This window comes from Euryarchaeota archaeon, assembly GCA_016207515.1.
In the GTDB taxonomy this organism is placed as follows: Archaea; Thermoplasmatota; SW-10-69-26; order JACQPN01; family JACQPN01; genus JACQPN01.
The window spans coordinates 12,185-37,021 of the sequence record JACQPN010000019.1; the positions used below are offsets into that span (position 1 = coordinate 12,185).

23 protein-coding genes and 1 tRNA gene are annotated in these 24,837 nt (G+C 62.4%); 11 read left to right on the forward strand and 13 right to left on the reverse strand.

Annotated elements, in window-relative coordinates; all coding sequences use genetic code 11:
• Positions 1-131: 131 nt before the first annotated feature.
• The 4 genes from HY556_07565 to HY556_07580 all read left to right on the forward strand — a co-directional run bounded on the left by HY556_07565 (position 132) and on the right by HY556_07580 (position 4,382).
• Positions 132-2,054: a 2-oxoacid:acceptor oxidoreductase subunit alpha gene (locus HY556_07565; protein ID MBI4393634.1), complete on the forward strand. Its 1,923-nt coding sequence runs from the start codon at positions 132-134 to the stop codon at positions 2,052-2,054.
• Positions 2,044-3,000 (forward strand): 2-oxoacid:ferredoxin oxidoreductase subunit beta, encoded by a 957-nt coding sequence (locus HY556_07570; GenBank protein MBI4393635.1) that lies wholly within the window; start codon positions 2,044-2,046, stop codon positions 2,998-3,000. Before HY556_07565 ends, HY556_07570 begins: the two co-directional genes overlap by 11 nt.
• 98 nt (positions 3,001-3,098) lie before the next feature.
• Entirely contained in the window at positions 3,099-3,704 is a 606-nt protein-coding gene (locus HY556_07575) for a hypothetical protein (protein MBI4393636.1), read from the forward strand.
• Between the two features lie 96 nt (positions 3,705-3,800).
• Complete coding sequence (locus HY556_07580) at positions 3,801-4,382, forward strand: hypothetical protein (protein ID MBI4393637.1); 582 nt, start codon at positions 3,801-3,803, stop codon at positions 4,380-4,382.
• 3 nt (positions 4,383-4,385) lie between these two features.
• Here HY556_07580 and HY556_07585 read toward each other — a convergent pair whose 3' ends face one another.
• The 3 genes from HY556_07585 to HY556_07595 all read right to left on the reverse strand — a co-directional run bounded on the left by HY556_07585 (position 4,386) and on the right by HY556_07595 (position 8,405).
• A complete protein-coding gene (locus HY556_07585; GenBank protein ID MBI4393638.1) occupies positions 4,386-6,071 on the reverse strand; it encodes an AarF/ABC1/UbiB kinase family protein in 1,686 nt (561 codons plus the stop codon).
• Positions 6,072-6,207: 136 nt separating this feature from the next.
• Positions 6,208-6,624, reverse strand: a complete 417-nt coding sequence (locus HY556_07590; protein MBI4393639.1) for a hypothetical protein — start codon at positions 6,622-6,624, stop codon at positions 6,208-6,210.
• Positions 6,625-6,725: 101 nt separating this feature from the next.
• Positions 6,726-8,405 (reverse strand): phenylalanine--tRNA ligase subunit beta, encoded by a 1,680-nt coding sequence (locus HY556_07595; GenBank protein MBI4393640.1) that lies wholly within the window; start codon positions 8,403-8,405, stop codon positions 6,726-6,728.
• Here HY556_07595 and HY556_07600 point away from each other — a divergent pair.
• A complete protein-coding gene (locus tag HY556_07600; GenBank protein MBI4393641.1) occupies positions 8,350-9,759 on the forward strand; it encodes a hydroxymethylglutaryl-CoA reductase, degradative in 1,410 nt (469 codons plus the stop codon). The genes HY556_07595 and HY556_07600 overlap by 56 nt on opposite strands.
• A gap of 50 nt (positions 9,760-9,809) precedes the next feature.
• Here the strand turns inward: HY556_07600 and HY556_07605 are convergent, their stop codons facing one another.
• The 3 genes from HY556_07605 to HY556_07615 all read right to left on the reverse strand — a co-directional run bounded on the left by HY556_07605 (position 9,810) and on the right by HY556_07615 (position 12,834).
• The gene (locus HY556_07605; protein MBI4393642.1) at positions 9,810-10,307 is read right to left on the reverse strand and encodes an aspartate carbamoyltransferase regulatory subunit; all 498 of its coding nucleotides are present in this window, start codon (positions 10,305-10,307) and stop codon (positions 9,810-9,812) included.
• Positions 10,304-11,236, reverse strand: coding sequence for an aspartate carbamoyltransferase (pyrB, locus tag HY556_07610; GenBank protein ID MBI4393643.1), 933 nt, complete (start codon positions 11,234-11,236; stop codon positions 10,304-10,306). The genes HY556_07605 and pyrB overlap by 4 nt, the downstream gene beginning before the upstream one ends.
• Before the next feature lie 65 nt (positions 11,237-11,301).
• The gene (locus HY556_07615) at positions 11,302-12,834 is read right to left on the reverse strand and encodes a TrkH family potassium uptake protein (protein ID MBI4393644.1); all 1,533 of its coding nucleotides are present in this window, start codon (positions 12,832-12,834) and stop codon (positions 11,302-11,304) included.
• Between the two features lie 120 nt (positions 12,835-12,954).
• On the opposite strand from HY556_07615, the gene msrA reads away from it, so the two are divergent.
• The 3 genes from msrA (at position 12,955) to HY556_07630 (ending at position 14,954) form a co-directional block, all read left to right on the forward strand.
• Positions 12,955-13,497, forward strand: a complete 543-nt coding sequence (msrA, locus tag HY556_07620; protein MBI4393645.1) for a peptide-methionine (S)-S-oxide reductase MsrA — start codon at positions 12,955-12,957, stop codon at positions 13,495-13,497.
• 47 nt (positions 13,498-13,544) lie between these two features.
• The gene (locus tag HY556_07625; protein MBI4393646.1) at positions 13,545-13,994 is read left to right on the forward strand and encodes a DUF488 family protein; all 450 of its coding nucleotides are present in this window, start codon (positions 13,545-13,547) and stop codon (positions 13,992-13,994) included.
• A gap of 144 nt (positions 13,995-14,138) precedes the next feature.
• Entirely contained in the window at positions 14,139-14,954 is an 816-nt protein-coding gene (locus HY556_07630) for an MOSC domain-containing protein (protein MBI4393647.1), read from the forward strand.
• Between the two features lie 97 nt (positions 14,955-15,051).
• Here HY556_07630 and HY556_07635 read toward each other — a convergent pair.
• The 3 genes from HY556_07635 to HY556_07645 all read right to left on the reverse strand — a co-directional run bounded on the left by HY556_07635 (position 15,052) and on the right by HY556_07645 (position 16,663).
• A tRNA-Leu gene (locus HY556_07635) sits at positions 15,052-15,136 on the reverse strand.
• Positions 15,137-15,295: 159 nt separating this feature from the next.
• Positions 15,296-15,517, reverse strand: coding sequence for a hypothetical protein (locus HY556_07640; GenBank protein MBI4393648.1), 222 nt, complete (start codon positions 15,515-15,517; stop codon positions 15,296-15,298).
• A 516-nt stretch (positions 15,518-16,033) separates the two neighbouring features.
• Positions 16,034-16,663: a hypothetical protein gene (locus HY556_07645; GenBank protein ID MBI4393649.1), complete on the reverse strand. Its 630-nt coding sequence runs from the start codon at positions 16,661-16,663 to the stop codon at positions 16,034-16,036.
• Between the two features lie 152 nt (positions 16,664-16,815).
• Here HY556_07645 and HY556_07650 point away from each other — a divergent pair, with 152 nt between their 5' ends.
• Together HY556_07650 and HY556_07655 are read left to right on the forward strand one after the other, a co-directional pair.
• Positions 16,816-17,781, forward strand: a complete 966-nt coding sequence (locus HY556_07650) for a hypothetical protein (protein ID MBI4393650.1) — start codon at positions 16,816-16,818, stop codon at positions 17,779-17,781.
• Positions 17,782-17,840: 59 nt separating this feature from the next.
• Complete coding sequence (locus HY556_07655; protein MBI4393651.1) at positions 17,841-19,004, forward strand: glycosyltransferase family 4 protein; 1,164 nt, start codon at positions 17,841-17,843, stop codon at positions 19,002-19,004.
• Here HY556_07655 and HY556_07660 read toward each other — a convergent pair.
• On the reverse strand, positions 18,947-20,620 hold the full coding sequence (locus HY556_07660) for a hypothetical protein (protein ID MBI4393652.1): 1,674 nt from the start codon (positions 20,618-20,620) through the stop codon (positions 18,947-18,949). The two genes, HY556_07655 and HY556_07660, sit on opposite strands and share 58 nt — an antisense overlap.
• 151 nt (positions 20,621-20,771) lie before the next feature.
• The gene (locus HY556_07665; GenBank protein ID MBI4393653.1) at positions 20,772-21,407 is read right to left on the reverse strand and encodes a translin family protein; all 636 of its coding nucleotides are present in this window, start codon (positions 21,405-21,407) and stop codon (positions 20,772-20,774) included.
• A 137-nt stretch (positions 21,408-21,544) separates the two neighbouring features.
• Between HY556_07665 and HY556_07670 the strand changes: the two genes are divergently transcribed.
• Positions 21,545-22,480, forward strand: coding sequence for a hydroxyacid dehydrogenase (locus tag HY556_07670; protein ID MBI4393654.1), 936 nt, complete (start codon positions 21,545-21,547; stop codon positions 22,478-22,480).
• Positions 22,481-22,543: 63 nt separating this feature from the next.
• Here HY556_07670 and HY556_07675 read toward each other — a convergent pair whose 3' ends face one another.
• On the reverse strand, positions 22,544-24,355 hold the full coding sequence (locus tag HY556_07675; GenBank protein ID MBI4393655.1) for an MFS transporter: 1,812 nt from the start codon (positions 24,353-24,355) through the stop codon (positions 22,544-22,546).
• 37 nt (positions 24,356-24,392) lie between these two features.
• A complete protein-coding gene (locus HY556_07680) occupies positions 24,393-24,836 on the reverse strand; it encodes a universal stress protein (GenBank protein MBI4393656.1) in 444 nt (147 codons plus the stop codon).
• Between the last annotated feature and the right edge of the window lies 1 nt (position 24,837).

The following is a 24,837-nucleotide window of genomic DNA, read 5'->3' on the forward strand; positions in this document are numbered from 1 at the left end:
GCGGCCGAGGCACAAACCCTTTATATGGATTGTCCAATGCGAACCGCGCCCCTTCCTTGAAAGTACTAACTCTTCAAAGAGAGGAACCATCTAACGATCACCCTAACAAGAATAGGAAGGAACGTGGAACGATGCAAAAAAACAAGTTTTCCTGGATGGTCGGAGGTCCGCAAGGATCAGGGATCGATTCATCCGCAAGGATGTTCGCACTCTCATGCGCGCGCGGCGGCCTGTACGTGTACGGACGCCGTGAGTACTGCAGTAACATCAAGGGCGAACACTCCTACTTCCAGCTGAGGATCGAGGACAGACTCGTCCGGTCCCCCATAAACGATGTCCACCTCCTCGCATCGTACGACAACGAGACCATCGCCCGCCACCTCTACTCGGGCGAGGTCGTCCCAGGCTCCGCCGTGATCTACGATTCCGCCCTGGTCAAACAGAAGATCGAGGACATCGGAACGCTCGACCATCGGCTCCAAGAGGAGATGACGGCCTACCTCAAGAAGAAAGGAAAAGGCGACACCGTCGCGGACATGCTTGAGGACGCCAAGGAGAAGGGCATCCGGCTCGTGCCGCTTCCCTACGGGGACATCATCGCGGAGCTTGGCAAGGAACTGAACATCGTCGAGCTCTCGAAACTCACCATCATGAAAAACACCATCTGCGTCGGGGCGTCGCTCGGCGCCGTGGGCTACGACTTCACGATCCTTGAAGAAGTCATCCGGGACCAGTTCAAGGGCAAGGCCGGGATAGCCGACAACAACATCCTCGCGGCGAAGAAGGGCTACGACCGCGCCCACTCGCTCCTTGGAGGTTTCCCGCACAAGTTGGAGAAGGTCTCGACAGCGCCATCCGACAAGCGCATGTACCTCCAAGGGTCGCAGGCCGTGGGCATGGGGAAGATCCTCGCCGGGTGCAAGTTCCAGACCTACTACCCGATCACGCCGGCGACAGACGAGAGCGAGTTCCTCGAACAGAACCCGCAGTACGGGACCGTCGTGGTCCAAACGGAAGACGAGATCGCCGCCGTGACGATGGCCGTCGGCTCTGCGCTGACCGGCGTGCGTTCATCGACCTCGACCTCCGGACCCGGCTTCGGGCTTATGGCCGAAGGGTTGGGCTGGGCCGGCATCAACGAGGTGCCGGTCGTGGTCATCAACTATCAACGTGCGGGCCCCTCGACGGGACTCCCGACGCGCCACGAGCAAGGCGACCTGAAGTTCGCCCTCTACGTGGGCCACGGTGACTATCCGAGGATCGTCCTTGCCCCCGGTGATCTTGAACAGTGCTTCTTCGACACGGTGGACGCGTTCAATTACGCAGAGACCTACCAGACCCCGGTGATCCTCCTTTGCGACAAGAATCTCGCGAACAACAGCCAGGTCGTACCGATGTTCGACGCGTCGAAGGCCGTGATCAACCGCGGTAAGCTCCTCACCGAGGCCGAAACCGAAGCGAAGAGCGAAGACGGCCTCTTCAACCGCTACAACTACTCGGCCGACGGGATATCGAACCGCCCGGTCCTCGGCATGAAGGGCGGCATACACTGGGCCACCGGCGACGAGCACACGGAACGCGGCCACATCACGGAAGACCCGGTCATCCGCAACAACATGATGGAGAAGCGCGCCAAGAAGATGGAGACGATGTTGAAGGACATCCCCGACGACAAGAAGGCGGTCCTCTACGGCGACAAGCACGCCGACGTGACCATCGTCTCGTGGGGGTCGACCAAGGGCACCGTCCTCGACGCGATCGACAGGTTGAAGGCCGAGGGGCTGAAGGTGAACCTCCTCCAGATCCGGCTCATGTCGCCGTTTCCGGTGGATGTCGTGACCAGGCTCCTCGCTTCGGCGAAGATCAAGGTCGGATTGGAGATGAACTTCTCGGGCCAGATGTGCCGCCTCGTGCGTCAGGAGACCGGTGTCGCGATGGACCATCAGGTCATCAAGTACAACGGCAGGCCCATGACGGAAGACGAAGTGGTCGGTGCCGTCAAACAGATCCTCAACAAGAAGACCCCCAAGGTGGTGCTTACCCATGGCGTCTAACCTCAAACTGTTTCGCGAAGAAGAAGTCCACAACGACTGGTGCCCGGGCTGCGGCGATTTCGGTATCCTTAGCGCCATCCAGATGGCACTCGCGGACCTCGCGATCCCGCCCCACCGCGTGACTATGTTCTCCGGGATAGGCTGCTCCGGGAAGACGCCGCATTACATCCGCACGTACGGTGTCCACACGCTCCATGGACGCGTCGTTCCGTTCGCGACCGGTGCGAAGCTTTCGAACCCCGAGTTGGAGATAATCGCGGTCGGAGGCGACGGCGACGGCTACGGGATCGGCGCGGGGCACTTCCTCGGCGCCGGACGCCGGAACACGGACATGGCCTACATCGTCTACAACAACGGCGTCTACGGCCTTACGAAGGGCCAAGCGTCGCCCACGTTGAAAGGGGGGCTAAAGACGAAATCCCTTCCGCAGGAGAACATCAACGAGGGGATCAATCCCCTGGCCGTCGCGCTTTCCGCCGGCTACACTTGGATCGGCCGCGCCTACGCGTTCGACGCCAAGCACCTCAAGGAAATGATCAAGATGGCCGTGCAGCACAAGGGCGCGGCCCTTCTCGACGTGCTGCAACCCTGTCCCACGTACAACAACATCCACAGCAAGGACTGGTTCGCAGGCGAAGACCTGGGAACGAACAACCCGCGCATCTACAAGCTCGAAGCGACGGGCTACAACGGCGTCGTCGACAACCACCAGGACGATTCGGAGATCGCGGCGAAGAAAGGAGCGGCGTTCATCAAGATGCAAGAATGGGGCGACAAGATCCCCATCGGCGTCTTCTACCAGGAGAACAGGATAACGTTCGAAGAGAAGCTCAGAAAAAGGCTCCCGAGCTACGCAGCGGCGCCGCTGTCGAAGGCGGTCCTTAACCAGGGCACGAAGCCGACGGCGGATGTGCAGCCGTTGTTGGAACAGTTGAGGGTGCTGTAGGGGCGGCAAGATCCCGGATCGGCAAATAGCCGGCGATCGCAGGGCCCTTCCTCTGCTTTCCCAAAAATTACTTGGCCTCAGGGACCCAATCCCTGGTCATGGGGCCGGAGGAGAGTCCAGATGGCGCGTCCGACCTGGGAGGGGCCCAACCGCATCGCCGCCTCGCGCTTGGTCTCATGCTGTTGTCGTTTCCCTCCTTCATAGTCGGAAACGCATTCGTGCTGTTCGCATGGCTCTTCGCGGCCGTGCCCTTTGCTCTCCTTGCAAGGAATCGGACGACCAGACGTGCCGCCGTGAGCGCCTTCGTCGTCCTCGTCATTTGCGTCGTCGCGGCGCTCATGCTTGCGGGCGGCATACGCGGCGTCCCACGGATCACGCCCTCTCCCGAAGTCCAGAGATGGGCGGGGGCCTTGGGTCTGTTCGGCATGTGGTACGCGGTTTCCGTGTTCGTGGCCATCGCGCCGTTGAACGCGCCGCGCTTCCTCCAGAAAGCTGGCTGCGTGTTGAGCCTTGGAGGATTTGTCGTCGGATCGTTTTGGTTACTGCTCGGGCAACCGGCGATTCCCGATTTCTCACCGGGGTTCGTGCTCAGCCTCGCTTTTCTGTCGAGTCTCATTGGAAGCGCGTTGGTCTTTTTATCCCTCATCTCGGAACTAGTCGGTTTCCCTGCGCCTCGATCTCCCGCGCCTCCCGCTGCACAATAGCCGACGCCCACGGTGAGCCATGGGTTGCGTCGCACCAAAACTACTTGGGCTACCGCGCCCCATCCTTTCTCTATGGGGTCGGAGGAGAGCGGCACCATGAAAAAGCCGGTCCAAGGACTTTGGCCGCTCCGTCGCATCACGCTTCTTCTCCTAGTCCTCGCATTCCCCACGTTCATCTTCGGGACGGGTTTCGTCCTCATCGCGTGGATCATCGCGGCAGTTGGGTTCGCGATGCTCCTGCGCGACGCCGCCACTCGGCGAGCGGCCGCCGGCGCACTGATACTTCTGTCAGTGTGCGTTCTCGCAGCGTTGCTGCTCGACGGCGGAATACGCGGCGTCCCGCGCATCAACCCATCGCCCGAGGTCCAACGCGTGGCTGGTGCGATGGGCGTCTTCGCGACGTGGTATGCGACCGCTGTATTCGCACTCCTTTCGCCGCTGACGGCTCCGAAATGGTTGACGCGAATAGGTGTTCCATTAGTGTTACTCGGGATGCCAGCAGCAAATGTCGTGATTGCGCTGGGCCCTCCTCAGATACCAGACGTTTCCCCCGCGAGTTTCCCCAACATCGCGATTCTCCTCTCGTTTCTCGGGGCGCTGATGATCCTCGTGGCGCTCCTTTGCGAAATATTGGGAATCAAGGCCGGTACCCTGAAAACGCCAGAACCCTCAGGCTGACGCTCAGTCCCTATCCGCCGAGAAGTACAGCATCGCCAGTCCCCACACGAGTCCGATGACTGCGCTGAAGTAGAAGAACGTCGAAATGCGGCCAGCGCCGTCTGGCGCAACACTTATGATCGCGAGTCCCACCACGAGCGCGCCTACCAGGCCGGTGAAGCTGTATCGAAGGAGTTTCCTTTCCCGTTCCTTCTCCTCCGCCTCGCCGCCCGAGTGGTCGATCTTGATCCGTATCTCGTTCTTCTCGATCTTTCTTAAGACCGCGTTGACACGTCCGGGAAGTTCCGAGAGGAACTCCGCGTAGCCGAGGGCCGCGTCCTTTGCCACTTCCTTGTTCTTGCTGAAATCGAAGAGGCGTTTCCTGGCTATCCCGATGATTATGGGCGTGAGTTTGTCGACGATCTCGTAATCGGGGTCCATCCTCTTGCAAAGCCCCTCGAACTGGACTATCGCCCGGTCGATGAGGATGAAATCGGGGGGAAGGAGCATGTTGTGGTTCTCGGCGATGCGCATCATGGCGTCGAGCATCTTCGGGTCGGCGATGGATGGGCCACCCATCTCGGCCAAATCCATCACGCGTTCGATGTCTTTTCTCAACGCCGGGAAATCTATCTCGCCGTAGACGTTCGAGAGGTCGAGAAGCGACTGCGCGCAAAGCTCGACGTCGCCGCGGGCAAGGCCGGTGATGAGGTGGACCATGAGGTCGGCCCGGCGACGCGTGATGTAGCCGACGGCGCCGAAGTCGACGTAGGCGATCGTCTCGCTGTCTATGATGATGACGTTTCCGGGGCTTGGGTCCGCGTGGAAGAGGCGATGCTCGAAGATCTGCGTGGCCATGGATTGCGTTATGATCTGGGCCACGCGTTTGCCGTTGATCCCGCGCTTCGAAAGGTCCGCGGTCTCGGAGAGCCTGATGCCTTCGATGAATTCGAGCGTCAGGATCCTTCGGGACGACAGTTCCCAGTGGACGCGCGGGATCCGGACGTGCTTGTCGTTTGCGAAGTTGCGGGCGAACTTCTGGTAGTTGGCGGCCTCGTTACGGTAGTCGAGTTCCTTTTCGACCATCTCCTCCAGTTCGCTTAGATGCGCCGAAGGCTGCCAAATGCGGGCGGCCGCGAAGAGGTTCTCAATGAAGCGCAGCAAGGGCCGCATGATCTCGAAGTCGACGCGCATCTTCTCGATGATGCCCGGGTGCTGGACCTTCACCGCGACCTTGGTCCCGTCTTTCAATGTCGCGACATGCACTTGACCGATCGAGGCGGACGCGATGGCGGTCTCCTCGAATGTCGCGAATATCTCCTTGAGGGGCCGCCCGAGTTCGCTTTCGATGAGGGCCTTGATCTCCGGGAAGGGAGTGGGTTTGGTGCGGTCGTAGAAGTTCTTGAACTCGTCGAGGAACGGCTGGGGGACGAGGTCCGGGCGGGTCCCGAGCAGTTGGCCGATCTTGATGAACGTCGGCCCAAGGTCCTCCATGATGAGGCGGACTTTGAGGGGAAGTTCCTTGGGGATGTCGACCTCGATCTTCGAAAAACCAACGGGTCGTCGCTCGGCCCTTGCGAGGCGTCGCATCTCGCTTAGAAAATCGTGCTCGATGAGCGTGTCGATTATCTGGACGGTGCGCTGGAGTTTGCTTATCGCCCGGCCTTGGCGGGCGGATGGGCTGGGAGGAGAAGTAAGACCGTCGGCCAACGGCTTTTTATGGACGCGTATTCAATAATAAACTTTGGACAACGGGAACTGGCCCGAAACGTGAACAGCGCACTTTTCACGCGAAAAGTGGAAAGCACGGCCTTTTGGAGCCGCTCCGGATGACGTCCGGCGGATCCTATCCTTTGATCCCGCGTCGGTCTTCGTTGAGCGCCCGCTCCACCTTGTCCTCCATGGCCTTGACCTCCTGGCGGGCCCATGTGTCGACCTGGTCGATGAGGCCTTGGAAGTTGCGGGGGGCGTGCGTCTTGATGTATTCGGCGGCGGCGCGTTCCGGTGTCGCATACTTGGCTTTGAGGTCCTGGTACTGCCGGAAGGCGATCTTCATTGTCTCAAGCGTGGCCGCCTGCACTTCTTTGATGTATTCGGGAGCCGCGGTCGTGATGCCGCCCACCGTCGATGTGACCCCTATCTCATCTTCTGGGAGGACCACCAAGACGTCGCGGCCGGCGAACTCCGTGAAGCCGCTGATCTGGCCGTTCGGACTGACTTTCTTCGTGCCCAGGATCTTTCCGTTTCCGATATCGATACGCATTCAAATACCCCGTTGTGTATTATTGTGTCTCATATTAGGTAACACAATGTAATAAGACTTCCGTTTGGCGAGGTGCGCTGCCATCCAAACCGCCCGTGGAATCACTTTTCGGCGAATCCGGCCTCGTCGAGCATCGCCTCCATGGCGATCACTGGAGCGCCGAGGCCGAAGGCCGTGATCGTCGCGGGGCTCAACTCGCCGAAAAGCACGTCGTAGGGGCCAAGACGTCCGCGTCCGGCTCGCCCTGGCACAAAAGCACCGTGTTCCACCGGGGCCACGCTCACGGCGACGCCGATCTCACGCCCGACGGCCTCGACGAGGGATTTGGCCTCCGTGAAGCCGGTCTTGCCGGCGATTCGCACTGCCGCAAGGACACGCCGGTTCGAGGCCACACCGCCTTCCACATGGACGACGTCGCCCAACTCGAACAGTTGCTGCGGCAAGTCTCGATGACTGTTCTTGGCAAGGACATTGAGAAGCGACGGCAAAAGACTCGGGCGCATCAGCGTATGCTCTTCGATCATCGGATTGTGGATTTGTACCGTCTCTGGAACGCCCGCCGGGTTTCGAGTCGCAGCATCCGCCTTCAGGCCCATCTTCACGAACTGGTCGTCCTCGGACGACAAAGACAATGTCATCACCTCGTTGAACCCGAGTCCGGTCAACACTTCGCGCAGGCGTCCGGCAAGGCGTTCCTCGGGGCGCTCGCGCCCGTACGTGACCGAGCGCGCCGGGGCCGCCGAGAGGTTCCAGTACCCTATCCCAACAGCTAACTCCTCGACGAGGTCGACCTCGTGCATGATGTCAGTCCTGTAAGCCGGAACGTCGATCGTGGCCCTCGTGCCCTTGATAGTGACCCCGTGCCCCATCCGCATCAAGGCGCGCTTTGCCTTCGCGCCTCCGACTGCCTCTCCGATGAGCGACTGGGCGAATGAAAGGTCCAAGGTGTGACGCCGGGGAGTGAGGTCTGGCGTGATCGTCGCCCTTTTTCCGCGCATCACCCTCACCGCCTCCAACCTGGCCCCACCCTCGGCGAAGTGGGCGGCCACGATGTTGAGGGCGTTGGTGATCGCCCTCTCTTCCGGTCCCGTCACGTCGATGAAGATGTTCTTCGTCCGCGTCGTCACGGTCGTGAGCCGGCCGTTGATTATCGGGGGCAGGGAGAGAAGCTCACCATCGCGGTCGAGGATGACCGGGAATTGCTTGGCGCTGGCAAGGAGCGGGGCGTAATCGACGCCCTTGGGGTGCTTTTGAAGCACTTCGCCAAGGGTCATCTTCTCGTCCGATTGGAGCGGGACGAACGAGATCTCGTCCGGTCCTGCGCCCCGGTACACGAACGGAGGCGTCACGCAATCGAGGTCGTGCACACCGATGGCGGCCTTCCGCCGGCGGGCCCCGACGCCCCAGTGAAGGTCCTCCTGGAGCTCGATGAGCCCTTCGAGAGAGGTCTCGTCGAGGTCGACGCCGCGAACGACCCCTGCGACGATGAAGGGCCGCGTCTTTCCGACGCCTTTTCCCACAGTAAGGGTGACCGATGGTCTTCCGACGCGATACGTCCTTGGCCCTGTCTTGATCCCGAGAAACGCCCGAAGAGCACGGGCGACGCCCTCCGTACTGTAGAGATCGGGCCTGTTGGGGAAGAATTCGACGCTGATCGTGTCGCCTTCGACGCGCTCCACGTCGGCACCCATCATGGGGATCTTCTCGACGAGCGTCTCCTTCGGAATGCGCTTTCCGAGGAGCTTCGTGAGGCGCGAGTACGACACGCTGACGACGGGCACTTGTCCGCGGAACGGGTGGAACCGATTTAAACCAATCGCAGCCCAATCAAGAAGGGTTAATCTGGCCCGGCGCGATTGGCCGCACGTGGCTCGGTCGTCGAGGATCCCCGGTTTTCACAAGATGAGCCGCCACGACAAGCTCCGCGCCGTGGCCGAGTTCGCGTCGCTGACGCCAGATGAGTGCAAGCGTCTTTCCAAAGCCCTTCCGGAAGCGACGGCGGACACTATGATCGAGAACGTCATCGGCACCTTCGAGGTTCCCCTCGGCGTCGCTACGAATTTCATCGTGAACGGGCGCGATTGTCTCGTGCCCATGGCCACGGAAGAAGCCTCGGTTGTCGCGGCCGCGAGTAACGCCGCCAAGATCGCGAGAAGATACGGCGGGTTCACAGCGAAGGCCCAGGACGCCGTGATGATCGGGCAGATCCAGATCCTCGACGTGACGGATACGGCGTGCGCGATCGGCGAGATCAAGCGTCGCGAGAAGGAGCTTCTCGACCTTGTGACAGAACCTCAAAGCTCGATGGTGAAAGCCGGCGGGGGGCCTCGAGGGTTGGAGGCGCGCGAACTCCGGACCGCGGCCGGCACGATGCTCATCGTGCACCTTCATGTGGACGTGCGCGACGCGATGGGGGCGAATGCCGTGAACACGATGTGCGAAACACTCGCCCCTGTCGTCGCCGAGATCGCGGGCGGTCGCCCGCTTCTCAAGATCCTCTCAAACCTCGCCGACCGGCGGGTAGCGCACGCGCGGGCGCTCTTTGACAAGGATGAGCTCGGCGGGGCGAAGGTGGTCAAAGATATCGTCGCGGCATGGGCGTTCGCCGATGCGGACCCCTACCGCGCCGCCACCCACAACAAGGGCATCATGAACGGGATCGACGCCGTCGTCATGGCGACGGGGAACGACTGCCGCGCCGTCGAGGCGGGGGCGCACGCGTTCGCGGCCCGGACGGGACGCTACCGGAGCCTCACGCTTTTCCGTGAAAGACCCGACGGGAACCTGGAGGGGATAATAGAGCTCCCGCTCGCGTTGGGCACCATCGGGGGTGCGACCAAAGTCCATCCGACGGCGGGCGTCGCTTTGAGGATACTGGGCGCGAAGACGGCCTCCGAGCTCGCTTCGATCGTGGCAAGTGTGGGACTCGCCCAGAACCTTGCGGCACTACGCGCCCTGGCCGACGAAGGCATCCAGGAAGGCCACATGCGGCTTCACGCGAAGAACATCGCGAGGATGGCGGGCGTTCCGGATGCACAAGTGGGACCCGTTGTCGAAAAAATGATCTCGGAAGGACAGGTGCGGATGAGCCGGGCGAAAGAGATCTGGGACGAGCTTCAGAAAGACGGCAAATAGCGGGCAAGCGATACTCCTTCGAGAAGGGTGCCGCCCCAGTCCCGTCAAGATCACATTATCTGGTCAGCGATATTGACGACGTCGCGGTCGCAGTAGTCGCAACGAAGGACCGGTTTCTCCTTCGCGATGACCCTGAACGATGCCAAGACCGGCTCGCGGCGGCCGAACTCGTCTCTCGCGTTGGTGATGCAGTTGGGGTTGCTGCAAGCGACCGTGCCCTCGGCCCGCTCCGGAAGGGCCACCTTATGCTTCTCGGCCACCTCGTAATCGCGGATGATGTTGATCGTCGCGTTAGGTGCGATCAAGGATATCCTGTCCACCTCCTCGGGTTCGAGTTCGCGGTCCTCGATCTTCACGATGTCCTTGCGCCTTCCGCTTTCCGACGGCACATTCATGATCGCGGAAACCACCGAACGGCTTCCCTCCCGCGGAAGACCGAGTATCCGAAGCACTTTGAGCGCCATTCCAGGCGTGATGTGGTCGATGACGGTGCCGTTGCGGATCGGGGAGACCTTCATCTCCTTCTGCGAAACTACCTCCGTGTTCATTCTACGACCCCCAGTAGCAATGCAAGGATCGCCATTCGGACCGGTACCCCGTTGAAAGATTGCTGGAAGTACCTTGCATGCGGAGTGGAATCCACGTCTTCCTTGATCTCACCCACGCGAGGAAGTGGGTGGAGGACCACCGCATGTTTCTTCGCTTGTGACAGGAGGTCGGCCGTGATCTGATAACTGCCGGCCACTTTCGCGTACTCGGTCGCGTCGGGGTACCTTTCCTTCTGGATGCGCGTCACGTAGATGACGTCGAGGCTTGGTATCACGGCGTTCAGGTCCTGGGTCGCCTTGATGCTCGCCCCGGTCTCTTTGAGCCTTGCCACTTGCTCGCTCGGCATCTGGAGTTGCGGCGGCGACACGAAGGTTATCTCGGCGCCGAAGCGCGCCAAGGCGTTCGCGAGGCTGTGGACGGTGCGACCGTACTTGAGGTCGCCCACTATCCCGACGTGGCTTCCCGCGATCTTCCCCGTCTCTTGTTGTATGGTGAAAAGGTCTAGAAGGGTCTGCGTCGGATGCTGTCCCGCCCCGTCTCCGCCGTTTATCACGGGGACGCTCGAGAACTTCGTGGCAAGCCTCGAAGCACCTTCTCGCGGATGACGTAGTACTATGATGTCGGCGTAGCTCGAGATGACGCGGATCGTGTCGGCCAGCGTCTCGCCCTTCGCCACGGAACTCACGTCGGGGTCCGAGAAACCGATCGCAGCCCCTCCGAGGCGCTCCATCGAGGCTTCGAACGACAGACGCGTGCGCGTCGAGGGCTCGAAAAACAACGACGCGAGCACCTTGCCTTGCGCGGCGGTCGACTTCCGTTCCCCGCGCGCGACGGGCACCATCTTGGCCGCAACACCCATGATGTGCTGCATCTCCTCGACGGAAAGGTCCTCGATGTGGACTATGTGGCGCCCTTTGAAGCCGGCCATGCCACGCGAGAAAGAGAGGAAGCGGTAGTTATGGCTTCCTGTCGAAAAGAAGTGGCCCGTGGCGCTCATTCACGGTAGGCGCTGCGGGCGAAGAGGAGGAGGACCGCGAAGATCTCGAGCCTGCCAAGCCACATGTCCGCGATGAGGACCACCTTGGCGACGGGGTCGATGGCGGCGAACGTGAAGCCCGGCCCTCCGACCACGGGCCCCATCGCGATCCCTACGCCGCCCATGGCCTGCGCCACGGACGAGGCGGATGAGAGCATCGGAAGGCCCGTCCCGGCAAGGATCACGGCGGAGACCACGAAGATGATGAGATACGCGAAAAAGAACGCCGAGATGTTGCGCACGGCGTCCTCCGAGAGCACGTCGCGCCCGATCCTTATCTTCGGGGGCGAGCGCGGGTGTATTATCCGGAGGATCTCGCGTCTGAAAAGCTTCGCGAGCACTATGAAACGCATGACCTTGACACCACCGGCAGTACTCCCGGCGCAGCCTCCGATTATCATCAGCATGAGCAATGCCTGCTTCGAGAAATCTGGCCACAAATCGAAATTGGCCGTCGTGAATCCCGTGGTGGTCGAGATGGAGACGACGGTGAACGCCGCTTGGCGTAGCGCCACCAGGACGTCGGGCCGACCCCCCGTAGAAGCCCACGCCTCCTCGGAGCCCGACAGGAGGAGGTTGAGCGTCAGGGCGATTGTCACGATGACGAGGATGGAAACGAAGAGACGCGTCTCTTGGTCGCGCGAATAGGCCTTCGCTCGCCCCGAAAGGGCGTCGCGGTGGACGCGGAAACTGACGGCGCCGAGGATCATGAACGCCATCACGGCAAGCTCCACGGGCCACGAACCGTACTTCGCGACGCTATCAGTCCAGACGGAGAAGCCGCCCGTGGAAAGCGTCGAGAACGACACGACCAAAGCTTCGTACGCCGCCCGCCGCTCGGGGAGACCGCCGGCTCGAAATAGCACGAAAAGAAGGCCGGCGAGGATGATGGTAAGCGCGAGGTAAGCACCCCACAAGGTCCTCGCGGTGGAGGCCAGCCGCTCCTTGAGACGGGGTGCGCCTCCCGAATACTCCGCTTGCATCATCGCAGACCCCGTCGAAACGAGGCCCGCAAGAAGCGCCATCGCGAGGACGATTATCCCCATCCCGCCAAGCCATTGAGTGAGGCTACGCCAGAACAGGACGGACGCGGGATGCGCCTCCACGGGGTAAGGGATCACTGTCGCCCCGACGGTCGCAAAACCACTCATCGACTCGAAGAACGCGTCAAGCGGAGACGCGATTGTGCCAGTGAGTAGATACGGAATGGCGCCGACGATCGAAACCAAGAGGTACGACAAACTCACGACCGCGAACCCCTCGTAGCGGCGCAAGTCGCCGTTTCCCCCTCGGACCTTCAATATGAGGCCGAGTATGAGCGTCAAAAGGAACACGGAGAAGAAAACCAACGCATTGTCGGGTACGTAAGTGCCGAACGGTCGCGAGCCGGGTTCTTCGAAGGCGTACGCGGGGACGATCGGGAGCAGGAACGCGAAAGAGAAGAAGACGAGTACCGCCCCTAGATTCCCCGTGACAGCGCGGATCTGCATCGTTGTGGCCTTTCGAGAACGGCGTTCTCGTACCCGTTCGCTGGAATAAGACTTCCGAGTTATTTCCACCCCCCTCTTTCCGGGTGAACCTTCATCTCCTGTGACGGTGATTGCGAGCGCATGAGCGGAACATGGGAGACAGCGACACTTGCCGGCGGCTGCTTCTGGTGCTTGGAGGCGGTCTTCGAACAACTCCAGGGCGTCCAAAAGGTCGTGAGCGGCTACGCGGGCGGCACGGTCAAGGACCCGACGTATGAGGCGGTCTGCGACGGCGACACGGGCCACGCCGAAGTGGTGCAAGTGACATTCGACCCCGCCGTGATCCCCTACCGCGATCTCCTGGAGGTCTTCTTCTCTATACACGACCCGACGACGCTCAACCGGCAGGGCGGCGACATAGGAACGCAGTACAGATCCGCCATCTTCCACCACTCGCCCGTCCAAAAGACGACTGCCGAGACCGTCATCGCGGAACTCATGAAGGCGAAGATTTTCAACGGTCCTATCGTGACGCAGCTCTCGCCGTTCACCGTATTCTACGCGGCAGAGGACTACCATCAAGGATACTTCAAGCGAAACCCCGACCAGCCCTACTGCGCCGCCGTGGTCTCGCCGAAAGTCTCCAAGTTCAGGAAGAAGTGGGCGGCGAGGCTGAAACGATAGGACGGGAAAAAGCTGGAAAGAGGGCACACGGCGCCAAGGCGCGTCCATTGGCCCTGCCTATCGGGAAGCGCCCGAAAAGCCGTGGCGACCGTCCAGACGTCGGCGTCGTCAAGACAAAACACCTCCGCCTCGATCCCCTCGAGCCGTCCGATGGGACCCGGATCCTCGTGAGCCGGTTCTACCCACGCGGCTACGCCAAGGGCCGTGAGACCTGGGACGAGTGGCGAAAGGAACTTGGGCCAAGTCGAGAGCTCCACGGAGAGGTGAAGGCGAACAAGGTCGGGATGGAGACCTACCGTCGACGGTTCGAAAACGAGATGGAAGCACCCGAAGCGCAAGAGGCCATCACAGGAATCGCTCGCCGCGTGGCCGAAGGAGAATCCGTGACGTTGCTCTGCGACCATCTACGGTCGGCACCGGCTGAAGGGTGCCACCGGTTCATCGTGGCGGGGCTCATCGAGGAGGCGGCGCGGGCGGGGCCTCGTGGCGGATCGTAAGCCGGGAGGAAAAAATGCACGGGCCAGGAGTCCTTGCGTCTTCTTTTCTCTCAGGACCGATGGCGGATGGACCCACCGAGCATGGGGGAACCGCGAGAGCACGGGCGACACGATTATCCATTGCCATCCTTTACCGCACCGGTGATGCATGGGGAGGCCGAGGGCGCCGTCGTCGCCGTGCACCGCTACGCGGTGAAATCCATGATGGGGGAGGAGCTGCACGCCGCCGAGGTGACGGAGCGCGGGCTCTTGGGCGACCGGGCCTACGCGCTGGTCGACGTGGCCTCCGGGAAAATCGCCAGCGCGAAGAATCCGCGTCTTTGGGGTAGACTCTTCGAGTTCCGGGCCGCCTACGTGGAGGCACCGCGCAACCCGGCGCGGCCACCGCCCGTTCGCATCACGCTGCCCGACGGCGCCGTGGTGACCTCCCTGGACGCCCAAGCCTCCCACCAACTGTCGAAGGCGCTGGGGCGCGAGGTGCGCCTTACCGCTCAAGCGCCCGAGACGCCCTCCCTCGAAGAGTACTGGCCCGACATCGAGGGGCTCGCCCACCGCGAGGAGGTCACCGAGGAGGCGATGCACGCCCGCACGTTCTTCGACAGCGCGACGTTGCACCTGCTCACCACCAGCACCATCGACAAGCTTCGCCACCTGTCCCCCGGCGGACGCTTCGAGACGCGCCGCTTCCGGCCCAACCTGGTGGTGAGAACGCCTCGGCAGGGCTTCGTCGAGAATGGGTGGGTGGGCCACGAGCTTGCACTAGGGGAAGAGGTCGTGCTCCGAGTCGAGAGGCCGTGTGGGCGCTGCGTCATGACCACGCTGCCCCAGGGTGACCTGCCTCGCGACCCGAGCATCCTGCGCGCGGCGGCGCAGCACAATGCGGCCAACGTTGGGGTCTACGCTTCGGTGGTGCGCGGCGGGACCGTGCATCGTGGGGACGAGGTGCGTGTCCGGGCGTAGCGGTCATACACGGGCTAGGATTTTCGGAGGACTTCGTCCTCCTCGCTCGGATTTGGTTTCCCCCAAATCCTCGCTGAACCTGGGAACACGCCCTGAGTGCACGGGCCAGGATTTGAACCTGGGAACGCCTTCGCGACTAGACTCTGAATCTAGCACCTTTGGCCAAGCTGGGTTACCCGTGCGACCGAAGCCGACCGAAGGTCGGCGAGGCGCCGGGGACGAGGCCGAAGGCCGAGTCCACGAGCGCCCGAGGCGGCGCTAAGCCGCCGAGGCATATGAACCATGCCCCGGTCTAATCGGCGGATTCCGGGAACCGTATGAGTCTTTGCGGGCCGCCGATGCTATTTTTTCATCAAGCCGCCAAGTAGCGTAAGGAGCAACGTCGCCCCGGCATAGAGCACGCTCCCGGTGTTGTCGTAGACGTAGTAGGCCCCGAATATCCCGAGCCCCAGGAATATCCCGAACTTTGCGATGGCGTTTCCGATGACGCCGAGGACGATCGCGGCGACGATCACCAACGCGGTGCCGATCAGTGGGTCTGTGATTCCGAACGGGAAGGCCATGGTGTCACTGGTCCGGGAAAGGGGGATGGGGGGTTTAACCCTGCTCTTCCAGCAGCGGTCCGACGGCCCAACGTCCGTTGTTCACAAACCCACCGGAACAAGTGTGGATAAGCCCGGCGCGACACAGTAGATCTTGGAGCGGGTCGCCTCCTGCCTTCCGCAACACCTCCCTAATTCCCCGCTCCCCTCCCTTTCACCGCCCAATCGCATTTTCCATCGACGCTTTTCGCGAGCAACGCGAGCGAAAAGGGTCGTTTGGCAGCACCTCCCTAATTCCCCGCTCCCCTCCCTTTCACCGCCCAATCGCATTTTCCATCGACGCTTTTCGCGAGCAACGCGAGCCGCAGCGTAGGCTTCGCCGGCGCTCGGCCGCGCGCACTGCCGTGCGCCGCGGCAAAAAGGGGTCGTTGGAAGTGGAATCCGCAGGGAGAAGGCTCTCCTTCCCCCCACGGGGTATCCTCCATGTGCGTTCCCACTTTGCCTTGAAGGGGGGGCACGAGAATAGCGATTTCTTGTCTACCGTTTGCGTCCGAACCCGAAGAGCTTCCCGATGAAACCTAAGACACCTTTGACGGGCCGCGGCTCGGGAGCGCGCGGGGCGCCAAGACCGGCGAGCAAGTCCACTGGACCGGCTGCAGGGGCCATCGGGCCGATCGGCATCGGGGGTTCGACGAACGGTCCCGGGGCCGGTGGCGTCGGGGGGTCGAGAGCGACCGGGGTCGGCGCAAGGATGGTGGGCGGCTCATATGCGCGGGGCGGCATTTCCGGTTCCCGCGCCGGTTCGGGCATCGTGACCTCGACCGACATCTCGTGGGCGAACGTCTCTTGGACGACGGGGGCTGCTGGCGATTCCTCGCGCGCCGGTGACGAGACGCTCATCATGAACGATGATTGCGCCTTGTTCTTCATGATCTTCATCCAACCCCGCCACTCGTAGACCGAAAGGCCCTTTTCCTTCAGGTTGGCTTCAAAATCGTTCCAGTCAATCACTTCGAAGCGCGTGTTGGCGCGGCTTGCGAACTCGACCACGTTCGTTCCTCGGATCCGGACCGGTTTGAGGCCGCGGTCCCAGGCGATCCGCCTCGCTCGGGCTAGGTCAATAGGGCTCATCGACATGTGCATCCATCCTTTGGGCTGAAGTCCCAAGAGCGAGAACGTGGCGTCATTAAGATAAACGTGTCGGAATAAATCTTGGAGCGCAGGACCACGTCTCCTTCGTCGCGGTGCGCTCGCCCGCGACGCGACATCAAACGAACTCGCCAGAACCCTTATGGCCAACGCGCCGCGGTCTCGTTACCATGGACATGGCGCCGTTCTGCGCTCTATCGATCCTCGTTCTTGCCGCGATGCCGATGTCGGAAGCGCAGGGGCTCTTCCCAACGGCTATCGATGTGCGGGTCGAGCCCATGTTCGAACCGGCGACGCCAGGCATGGGCGTCCGGGACACGCGTGTCTCCATCGAATATTCGACGCCAGTTCCCGGCCCGATCCTTTCCCCCACCCGTGTTGACTTGGCAGCCGTGTCCGATGTGCCTTGGCTCCTCGCGGCCATCAACCCGTCGACGATCTACTTGGCGCCCTCGCGGGCTCCTTGCGCCTGCTCCGTTGAAACCATGCATGGCGAGGCCGTACTCGCGGTCGTAGCGTCTTTTGACGCTCCCGCCTTTACACCCGCCGGGATCACGGTCTCGGCAAGCGCGGCTCCGAATGGCTTCTTCAGCGCGTCGGGATCGGAGGCCCGGATGATGGCGGAGGCCGGTTTCTTCGCGCTCACCACCGCGGAGCCCGAACGTGGCACACTCGCCCTGGTTCCAGGGACGCGGATCCCGCTCAAAACGACGGTCGCAAACCACGGGAACGCGATGATGCTCGTGTCGTTCGACGCCGAATCGGGACCGGACGGCGTGAGTGTCCAAGCGCCCCCGCCCCTCGAGCTTGGATCGCGGCAGACCGGTGAAAGGCGGACCAGTGGTGAAGTCGACTGGTGGTTCGAAGCCGACAGGCCGTTCGGATCGGGCGTGGCCACCCTCCTTGTACACACCGCGTACCGCTTTGACGCATCGCTCAAGGGCGAGGACGTCCGGGTCCAGGTCCGTCTCTCAGATCAAGCGGATGAGATGGTCGAGGGACTCGAAACAGATGCCTCCGAAGACTTCTCAGACATCAATCCTGTCCCAGACCTTTCCGTGCCGGGGTCCTTGCCCGCGCTCGCCACCGCGGCCCTTTCGCTTGCGTTCGCCAGGCGGAAAATCACGCGACGATGAGCAAGCGTCCGGCGCGTAAGTGTAAAATGGCCCCGCCCCATGACGCAAGCGGGTGACTATTGAAGGTCTGCCAGGTAACTCCCTATTTCCGGCCCCACGTCGGCGGCGTCGAATCCCACGTAGAGGCACTCGCCGGATCGCTCGCAAGGCTCGCCGTCCAGGTCACGGTCCTCACGTCGCGCGGAAAAGGCGAGGCGCGCGAAGAGAAGATCGGACCCGTCCGCGTCGTGCGGCTGCCTACCTTCGCGAACCTTTTCATGACGCCGGTCTCACCGGGGATCGCGAGGTTCCTCCGCGAGGACAGCTTCGACATAGTGCACTCGCACAGCCCTCCGCCCCTTTCCGCGTATTTCGCGAGCCGGGCGCGCAGCAGAGGACGGTTCAAGCATGTCCTCACCTATCACTGCGACCTTGAGATCCCGGGTCCTTTGGGAAGACTCGCCGTTGCAACGTACGTCGCGAGCCTCGGCGAAAGTACGCTACGTGGCGCGGACGGCGTCGTAGCGACGACGAAGACCTACGCCGAGACGTCCCGGGAGCTTTGGAAAAGACCTGACATCGAGGTGATCCCGAACCCCGTGGATTGTGCGCGTTTCCGCCCCGACTTGGACGGGTCGGCCCTTCGCGATCGGCTGAAGCTTGGAAACGCCAGGGTCGCCCTCTTCGTCGGCCGCCTCACGCATCACAAGGGCGTCGAGGATTTCGTCCGTTCCGCGGCATTCACGGCAAGAGACGTCGTCCACGTGGTCGTCGGCGACGGGCCTCAAAAACGGGCTCTCGAAGGACTCGCCCGTTCGACCGGTGTGGCACACAAGTTTGCCTTCGTCGGCAGGGCCGATAATCACGATCTGCCGCTCTACTACAATCTGTCGGACGTCGTCGTGCTCCCAAGTGTATCGAGGCTTGAGGCGTTCGGGATCGCGACGATCGAGGCCCATGCATGCGGAAAACCGGTGGTCGTGAGCGACATCCCGGGTGTCAGGGAAGTGATCACAGATGGCGAGACGGGACTCGTCGCGCAACCTTTCGACCCGGAGGACCTCGCTGAGAAGATCTCACGAGTGTTGGCCGATGCGCAGAAGGCCAAGGCGATGGGCGTTGCGGCGCGAAAGCACGCCATCGAGACGTACGAGACCGGCCGCGTCGCAAAGAAGGTCCTGGGCTTTTACGAGCGCCTTCTCGAAAGGCCTGCGGCGATCACGGCCGCCGCACCAAGAACGTAGGCCGGCGTCGGTAGATCGAAGAGCCCGTTGGACTGGGGCGGATCCGCCACCCGTACCAGCATGTCGCGCCCGATCTCCAACTCCCCGCTTGTAGCGTTGATGGAGACGCGGACGTTCCCGGCCACGTCCGAACGGAACGGGACGACGATGGTCCTCTGCTGGCTTTCCCGCAGCGATATGACGTCCTCGAACACCTTGGAGCCGGGTCCGACGAGCTTGAGGGACACGGTCATGGCGAGCCCCACGTCGTCGGAGACGTCGAAGTTGTTGTTGTAATTGCTCAATGTGACGTTGAGCTGGGCTTCCTGTCTCGGCCGCGGCTCGATGACCGGGACACTCAACGTGAAGCCTCGTTGCGCGGTCGTCAAAGCATAGAAATCGTCGCCCTTGTAAAGGATCGAGATGACGCGGTATGTCGTGAGTCCGGCCGCACGGATGGGCTCGGCTGGAAGCCTCGCGAGGCGGGCGTTGCCGGAGACGAACGAATCCGCCTGGAACGCGGCACTGGTCACGATCCGACCCGAGGCGTCGAGGGCGAATGCGTCCCCGCCCGTCGAGCCCGATTGCACGTCCGGCGCGGTGTCGTTCACTTGCACGATGATGGCCTCGGCCTGGGAAAGGCCTTGCCCCGCGATCTGGCGCGCCTCGTGGCGGTAGGCGAGGGTGGTCACCGGGCGCGCCGCGACCGGCACTGCGACCGCGGAGCTCCCTAGCGAGTTCTCGTCGCCGACGAGGTGGGCTTCGATGACCAATAGCGCGGAGTTGGCGTTCCCCGTGACCTCGGATGGCTGGAAGCGCGCTATCACGCGGCCGTTGCTGTCGGCGGCCTCACGTTTGATCACGCGCCCCACGTCCTTGTTCTGGACGACGATCTCCGCGAGCCTTCCTGCGGCCTCCCGGAACACGGCCGTCACCTCGACGGGCTCCGAGGGCGCCACCGCCGTGGTCTGGAGGAGGGTGAGGTTGCCGGCTCCTATGTCGGTGTAGCCCTTGATCCTCTCTTCCGGGAAGAACGTCCCCGGGATGTCGATCGCGACGCCCGATGCGGTGACGGAGAAAGGCCTCACCGACACGCTGGTCGGCGGAATGGTCGGGTCTGGTGTGGTGGATAGGAGCAGGACCTCCACTTTCATGGAATAGCTCCCCGGAAGGAGGACGGGGAACGGTTTGCCGCTCTCCCCGTCGAGGTCGAACTGGGCCCGGAACTGGTACGCGCTGAGTTTTGTGAGTTTGGCCGGGATGACGCCCGTGGTCGTGGCGATGGAGGCGTTGATCACGTAGTTGTCGGGCCCCGACGGTGGTGCCCCGCGGTCGTCTTGCAAATCGATCACGGCAGTGAGGTTATACCCCACGTAGTTCACGCCCGAGGCCGCATGGTGCGGTCGGGCGCCGTCGTAATATGGGTTCGAATACACCATGGGAGGCACGGAGCCTGTGACGGGTGTCGTTGGGATGCCGCCGATCGTTGGTTGCGCGGCCTCGTCCTTCCAAGCCTCGGATCCATAGCCGGCCTTGAGCTCCCGTAGCGCCGGAACGACCACGCCTTGCGAAACGGCGGGGGGCGACAGGACCGCCGAGGCAACGAGCAGAATGAAGACAAGGATGACCGGTTTCATTGCGCGTCTCCTCCTTGAGATAAAGGACGCCTTATATTGCTTTTGGACCGTTCTTTGCAACGCAACAAGAAACGTGCCGGTCGAAGGACGCTGGGCCTTCGCCCGATCGAACGACGCCTCCTTGCCGCGAATCGACGCTTTGGCTGGCTTCTCAACTCTTCCTTTTGGACGCCAACGCCCGCTCCAACTGCGCTAGCTTCCGGCGCAGCTGCGCATTCTCCGCGGAGACCTGCAACTCACCTCTGGTCTTTTCGATGAGGCCGCGCGCGACGTCCTGCTTGCGCCGCAGAGCCCCCAATGCAGACGTGTGGTTGAACCGCATGAGGATCTCGAACAGCATCTCCATCTCCTCGACCCGCTTCGACGCGAGCGCGTGGTCGGATCTCCTCATGCAATCGAGGGAAAGTCGACGCAATTCGCCGATGGCATCGCCAAGGCCCAGAAGGTAAGCGTCCTCGGGGACGTTGATGTCACGCGGCAACGGCACGGGAAGGCCCCGGGCGATGGACCTCACGACCGCGGCCTCGGCAAGTTCCGCGAGGGCGTCGATCGCGAACCCCGCGAAGTAAAGGTCGGGGTACTTCGCGAGCACGCGTTTCAACCGCGCCGCCTCGCTTGTGGCCGCCGCAAGCGCGATGCGCTCGTCCCGGCCTGCGTGGAGGGCCCGCACCGAATCCCCGGAGAGGCGGGTGATCGCCCTGGCGGAGACGATGCCACGCTCGCGCGCCTGGTCGCGGGCCGTGAGGACGCGTTCCAGTCGGTCCGCGATTCGCCTAATCCCTTTCACGCGTGGTGATACGAGGCACGCAATACTTAACCCTCGCACACGGGAAGGGTGTCGCCCTTGTCCACGACTCGCGGCCCTGCACCGCGCACGGGAGGCGTGCGGCAAGGGGTTTATTGCGGGACGCTCATCCTGTGCCCGTGAAAATCATCGTCCCAGAGACCATCTCGGAGGCGGGCCTCAAGGTCCTTCGCGAACGCTTCGACGTCGATACCAAGGCGATGGACCGGGCAGAGATCGAGGAGGCGATCCGGGGCGCCGATGCGCTCCTCGTGCGTAGTGCTACGAAGGTCGATGGGAAGCTCATCGAACTTGGCGGCAGGTTAAAGGTCATCGGCCGCGCGGGCGTTGGGGTGGACAACATCGATGTCCCGGCGGCGGCGAAGCGAGGGATCGTGGTCGTGAACGCTCCGACGGCCGCCACCGAATCCGTGGCTGAACTCACGATCGGAATGATGCTCGCGTTGGCACGCGGCCTGCCGCGCGCGGACGGCTCAATGAAACGGGGCGAGTGGCTAAAGAAGGATTTGATGGGGACACAACTCCACGACAAGACCCTCGGACTCATCGGCATCGGCCGCATCGGCGCGCGCGTCGCCGAGATCGCGAAAGCACTTGGGATGACCATCGTCGCCTACGACCCGTTCGTCGATGCCGGCACGATGGTCCGCTACAATGCGACGAAGATGACGTCGCCTCAAGAGGTCGTCGAGCGCGCCGATTTCGTGAGCATGCACCTCCTCCTTAACGATGAGACGCGCAACCTCATGGACGCGTCACTCCTTTCGAAGATGAAGCCGGGTGCTTTCCTCGTGAACGTGAGCCGCGGCGGGGTGATCGACGAGAAGGCGCTCTATGACGCCCTCAAGGCCAAGCGCCTTGCAGGCGCGGCGTTGGACGTCTACGAGAGCGAGCCTCCGAAGGCTAGCCCGCTCTTGACCCTCGAAAACGTGATCCTCACACCGCACATAGGCGCCTCGACGCGGGAAGCGCAGGATGCCGCGGGCCTCATAGTTGCCGAGGACGTGAAACGCGTCCTTCTTGGGGAGCGGCCGCTCTACCCTGTGAAAATCTAGAATGCGTGATGGAAGACGGTCTTAGACCCTAGCACTACGGGCGCGTGCCAAGGAAAACTGGCATCAGTTCATGGTCATGCGCCAGGCGTTTCCAGTGTCCGGCGCGGGGCTAACGGGAAGCGATTGGCTTTGGACGGTCTCATCGCCGCACGCGACCGCAAAGACCGTTATCAGATAGGCACCATTTCCTCCCCACGGCGTACTGGCGGCGAGCGCGACCAGGCCCCTTCCGCCCGGGGGGTTGGAGGCTTGCGGGCTCGCGACCGTCTCGCCGTTTGGAAGCCGCACCGTGAACCTGAACGTGTCCGGAGAGTTGGCCGTGGCCGCCGATGACGCCGCCTCATCGACCCATTCGAGGGTGAAATTCACGGACTCGACTGTCCCGTTCGTCATGTTCACCATCACCGTCCTTTCCGTCGATTGGCCTTCCGTCGTCGTTCCCGTCACGGGGGCGACGTTGAGAACACCGATAGGCCGCGTCACGTTGTCCGTCGGCGGAAGCTCGGCCACACGATCGAACCGATCCGTACCGCCCACGTAGCCGGCGCCTATCACGGCCGGGATGAGGAGGATCGCGACCACGGCGATAGCAGGCTTCGTGACAAGGTCGAAGGTGGACCGGCGCGCCGGGGCCGCAACGACCTCTGGCGCCGCCCGTTTCTTTGTGATCCAACGATTGTAGAGGATGAACGCGGCCATCGTGAAAAGACCAACGGCCGCGGAGGCCGCCCAATAGAGTTTGGGGCGAGTCCCTACTTCCGAGAAGGCGTTGTACATCGTCCCCCCGACGCCCGCCCCGACCGTGAGACCGATCCCCACCGGGATGAAGGCATACCCGAGGTAGACCGCCACCCGGTCCTGGGGGGCGATCTTCGAGACGTACGCGTAGAAACACGGGTGTGCGACCACCTCTCCGATACTCACCAGGACGGCGCCGAGGATGAAGAGTCCCGGGACGACGCCGAGGAACACGGTGCCGACCACGTAGAGGCCTATTCCGGCGATCATCGTCGGGAGCGACGGCAGCTTCTCGACGAATTTCCCGATGGGCGAACCCATGAGGATGATGACACCCGGGTTCACGGTCGCAAGAAACGCAGGCGTGAACCAGTCGGGCATCGCATGGAAATCCGTCATGTAGAGCGGCGCGTAGAACTGGAACTGCGCGTACATGAACCAAAAGCCGCTGTAAAGAAGCAGGAGGAGGAGGAACGCCGGGTCCTTGAAGACGCCGACCAGCGCCCCGAGCGCCCCGAACACGCTCTTTCCCGTCTGCGGCGGGCGGACATTCCTGTACAGGAGAAAGATGATCGCGACGTTCAACGCGATGAGACCGGCTGAGACAAAGAAGACGAGGCCATAGAATTCCGGCGGGATCGTGAACGCGATCGCGAGCGGCACGAGGAACGCGCCCATGTTCACGGCCATGTAATAGATGACGAACCCGAAGTTACGCTGTTCCGGGGAGGTGGATTGGGCGACCACGGCCGTGGCTATCGGTTTGAAGGCCCCGGCACCGACACCGAGCGCCACGATGCTCGCGATGATCGCGACGGGCTCGGAGACCGATCCAAGCGCGAAATAACCGATCCCGAGGAGGGCGAAGGCGAGGATCAACGAGATCCGGTAACCGTATTTTTCGGCCAGGGCCGCCGCGACAAGGGGGACGAAATAGAGAAGGGGCTGAAGGACCGCGAGGAAGCCTCCGACCTCCACGGAGGAAAAACCCCGCGTCCTCACCATGTATACGGTGAAGATCGCGAGCATCCCGTAATAGGCGCCGCGCTCGAGGAGTTCTATGAAATTGATGAGCCAGAATGTCCGAGGATACGTCGAGAAGACCCTACCCATCTTTGAGACGGCCGACTCGCCCACGGCTTACACACCGCCGACATCGGCGCTCAGCATCGTTTCAGTCTTCCCTCGAAAGAAGCACGAGGCACTTTGCCGACCTTGCGATGTGCTCTGTCTTCGAACCCCGTAACACCTCGCCGAATCCTTTTCGGTCGAGCGAATGCATCACGATCACGTCGTGGCTCGCGGTCTCGCGGATGATCTCGTCCGCGACCTTTCCCTTGACGGCCTTCTCATTGGCCGCCACCCCGTGTTTCTTGCATACGGCTTGAGCCTTCGCGAGCATCCGTAGCGACGAGTCCTCCGTCGGGAATATCTCGTCCCCTTCGTCCTCATCGAACTCCTCGACCGTCGTCTCCGGGGCCGTCTCGAACCCTTTTTGCATTACGTTGAAGAGCGTGACCTGGAGGCCCGGCGTGGCTTTGAACAGGATCAAGGCGCGCTCCATCGCGGCGAAGGAACGCTCGGAGCCGTCGAGGGGGAATAGGAGGCGGAGGACCATT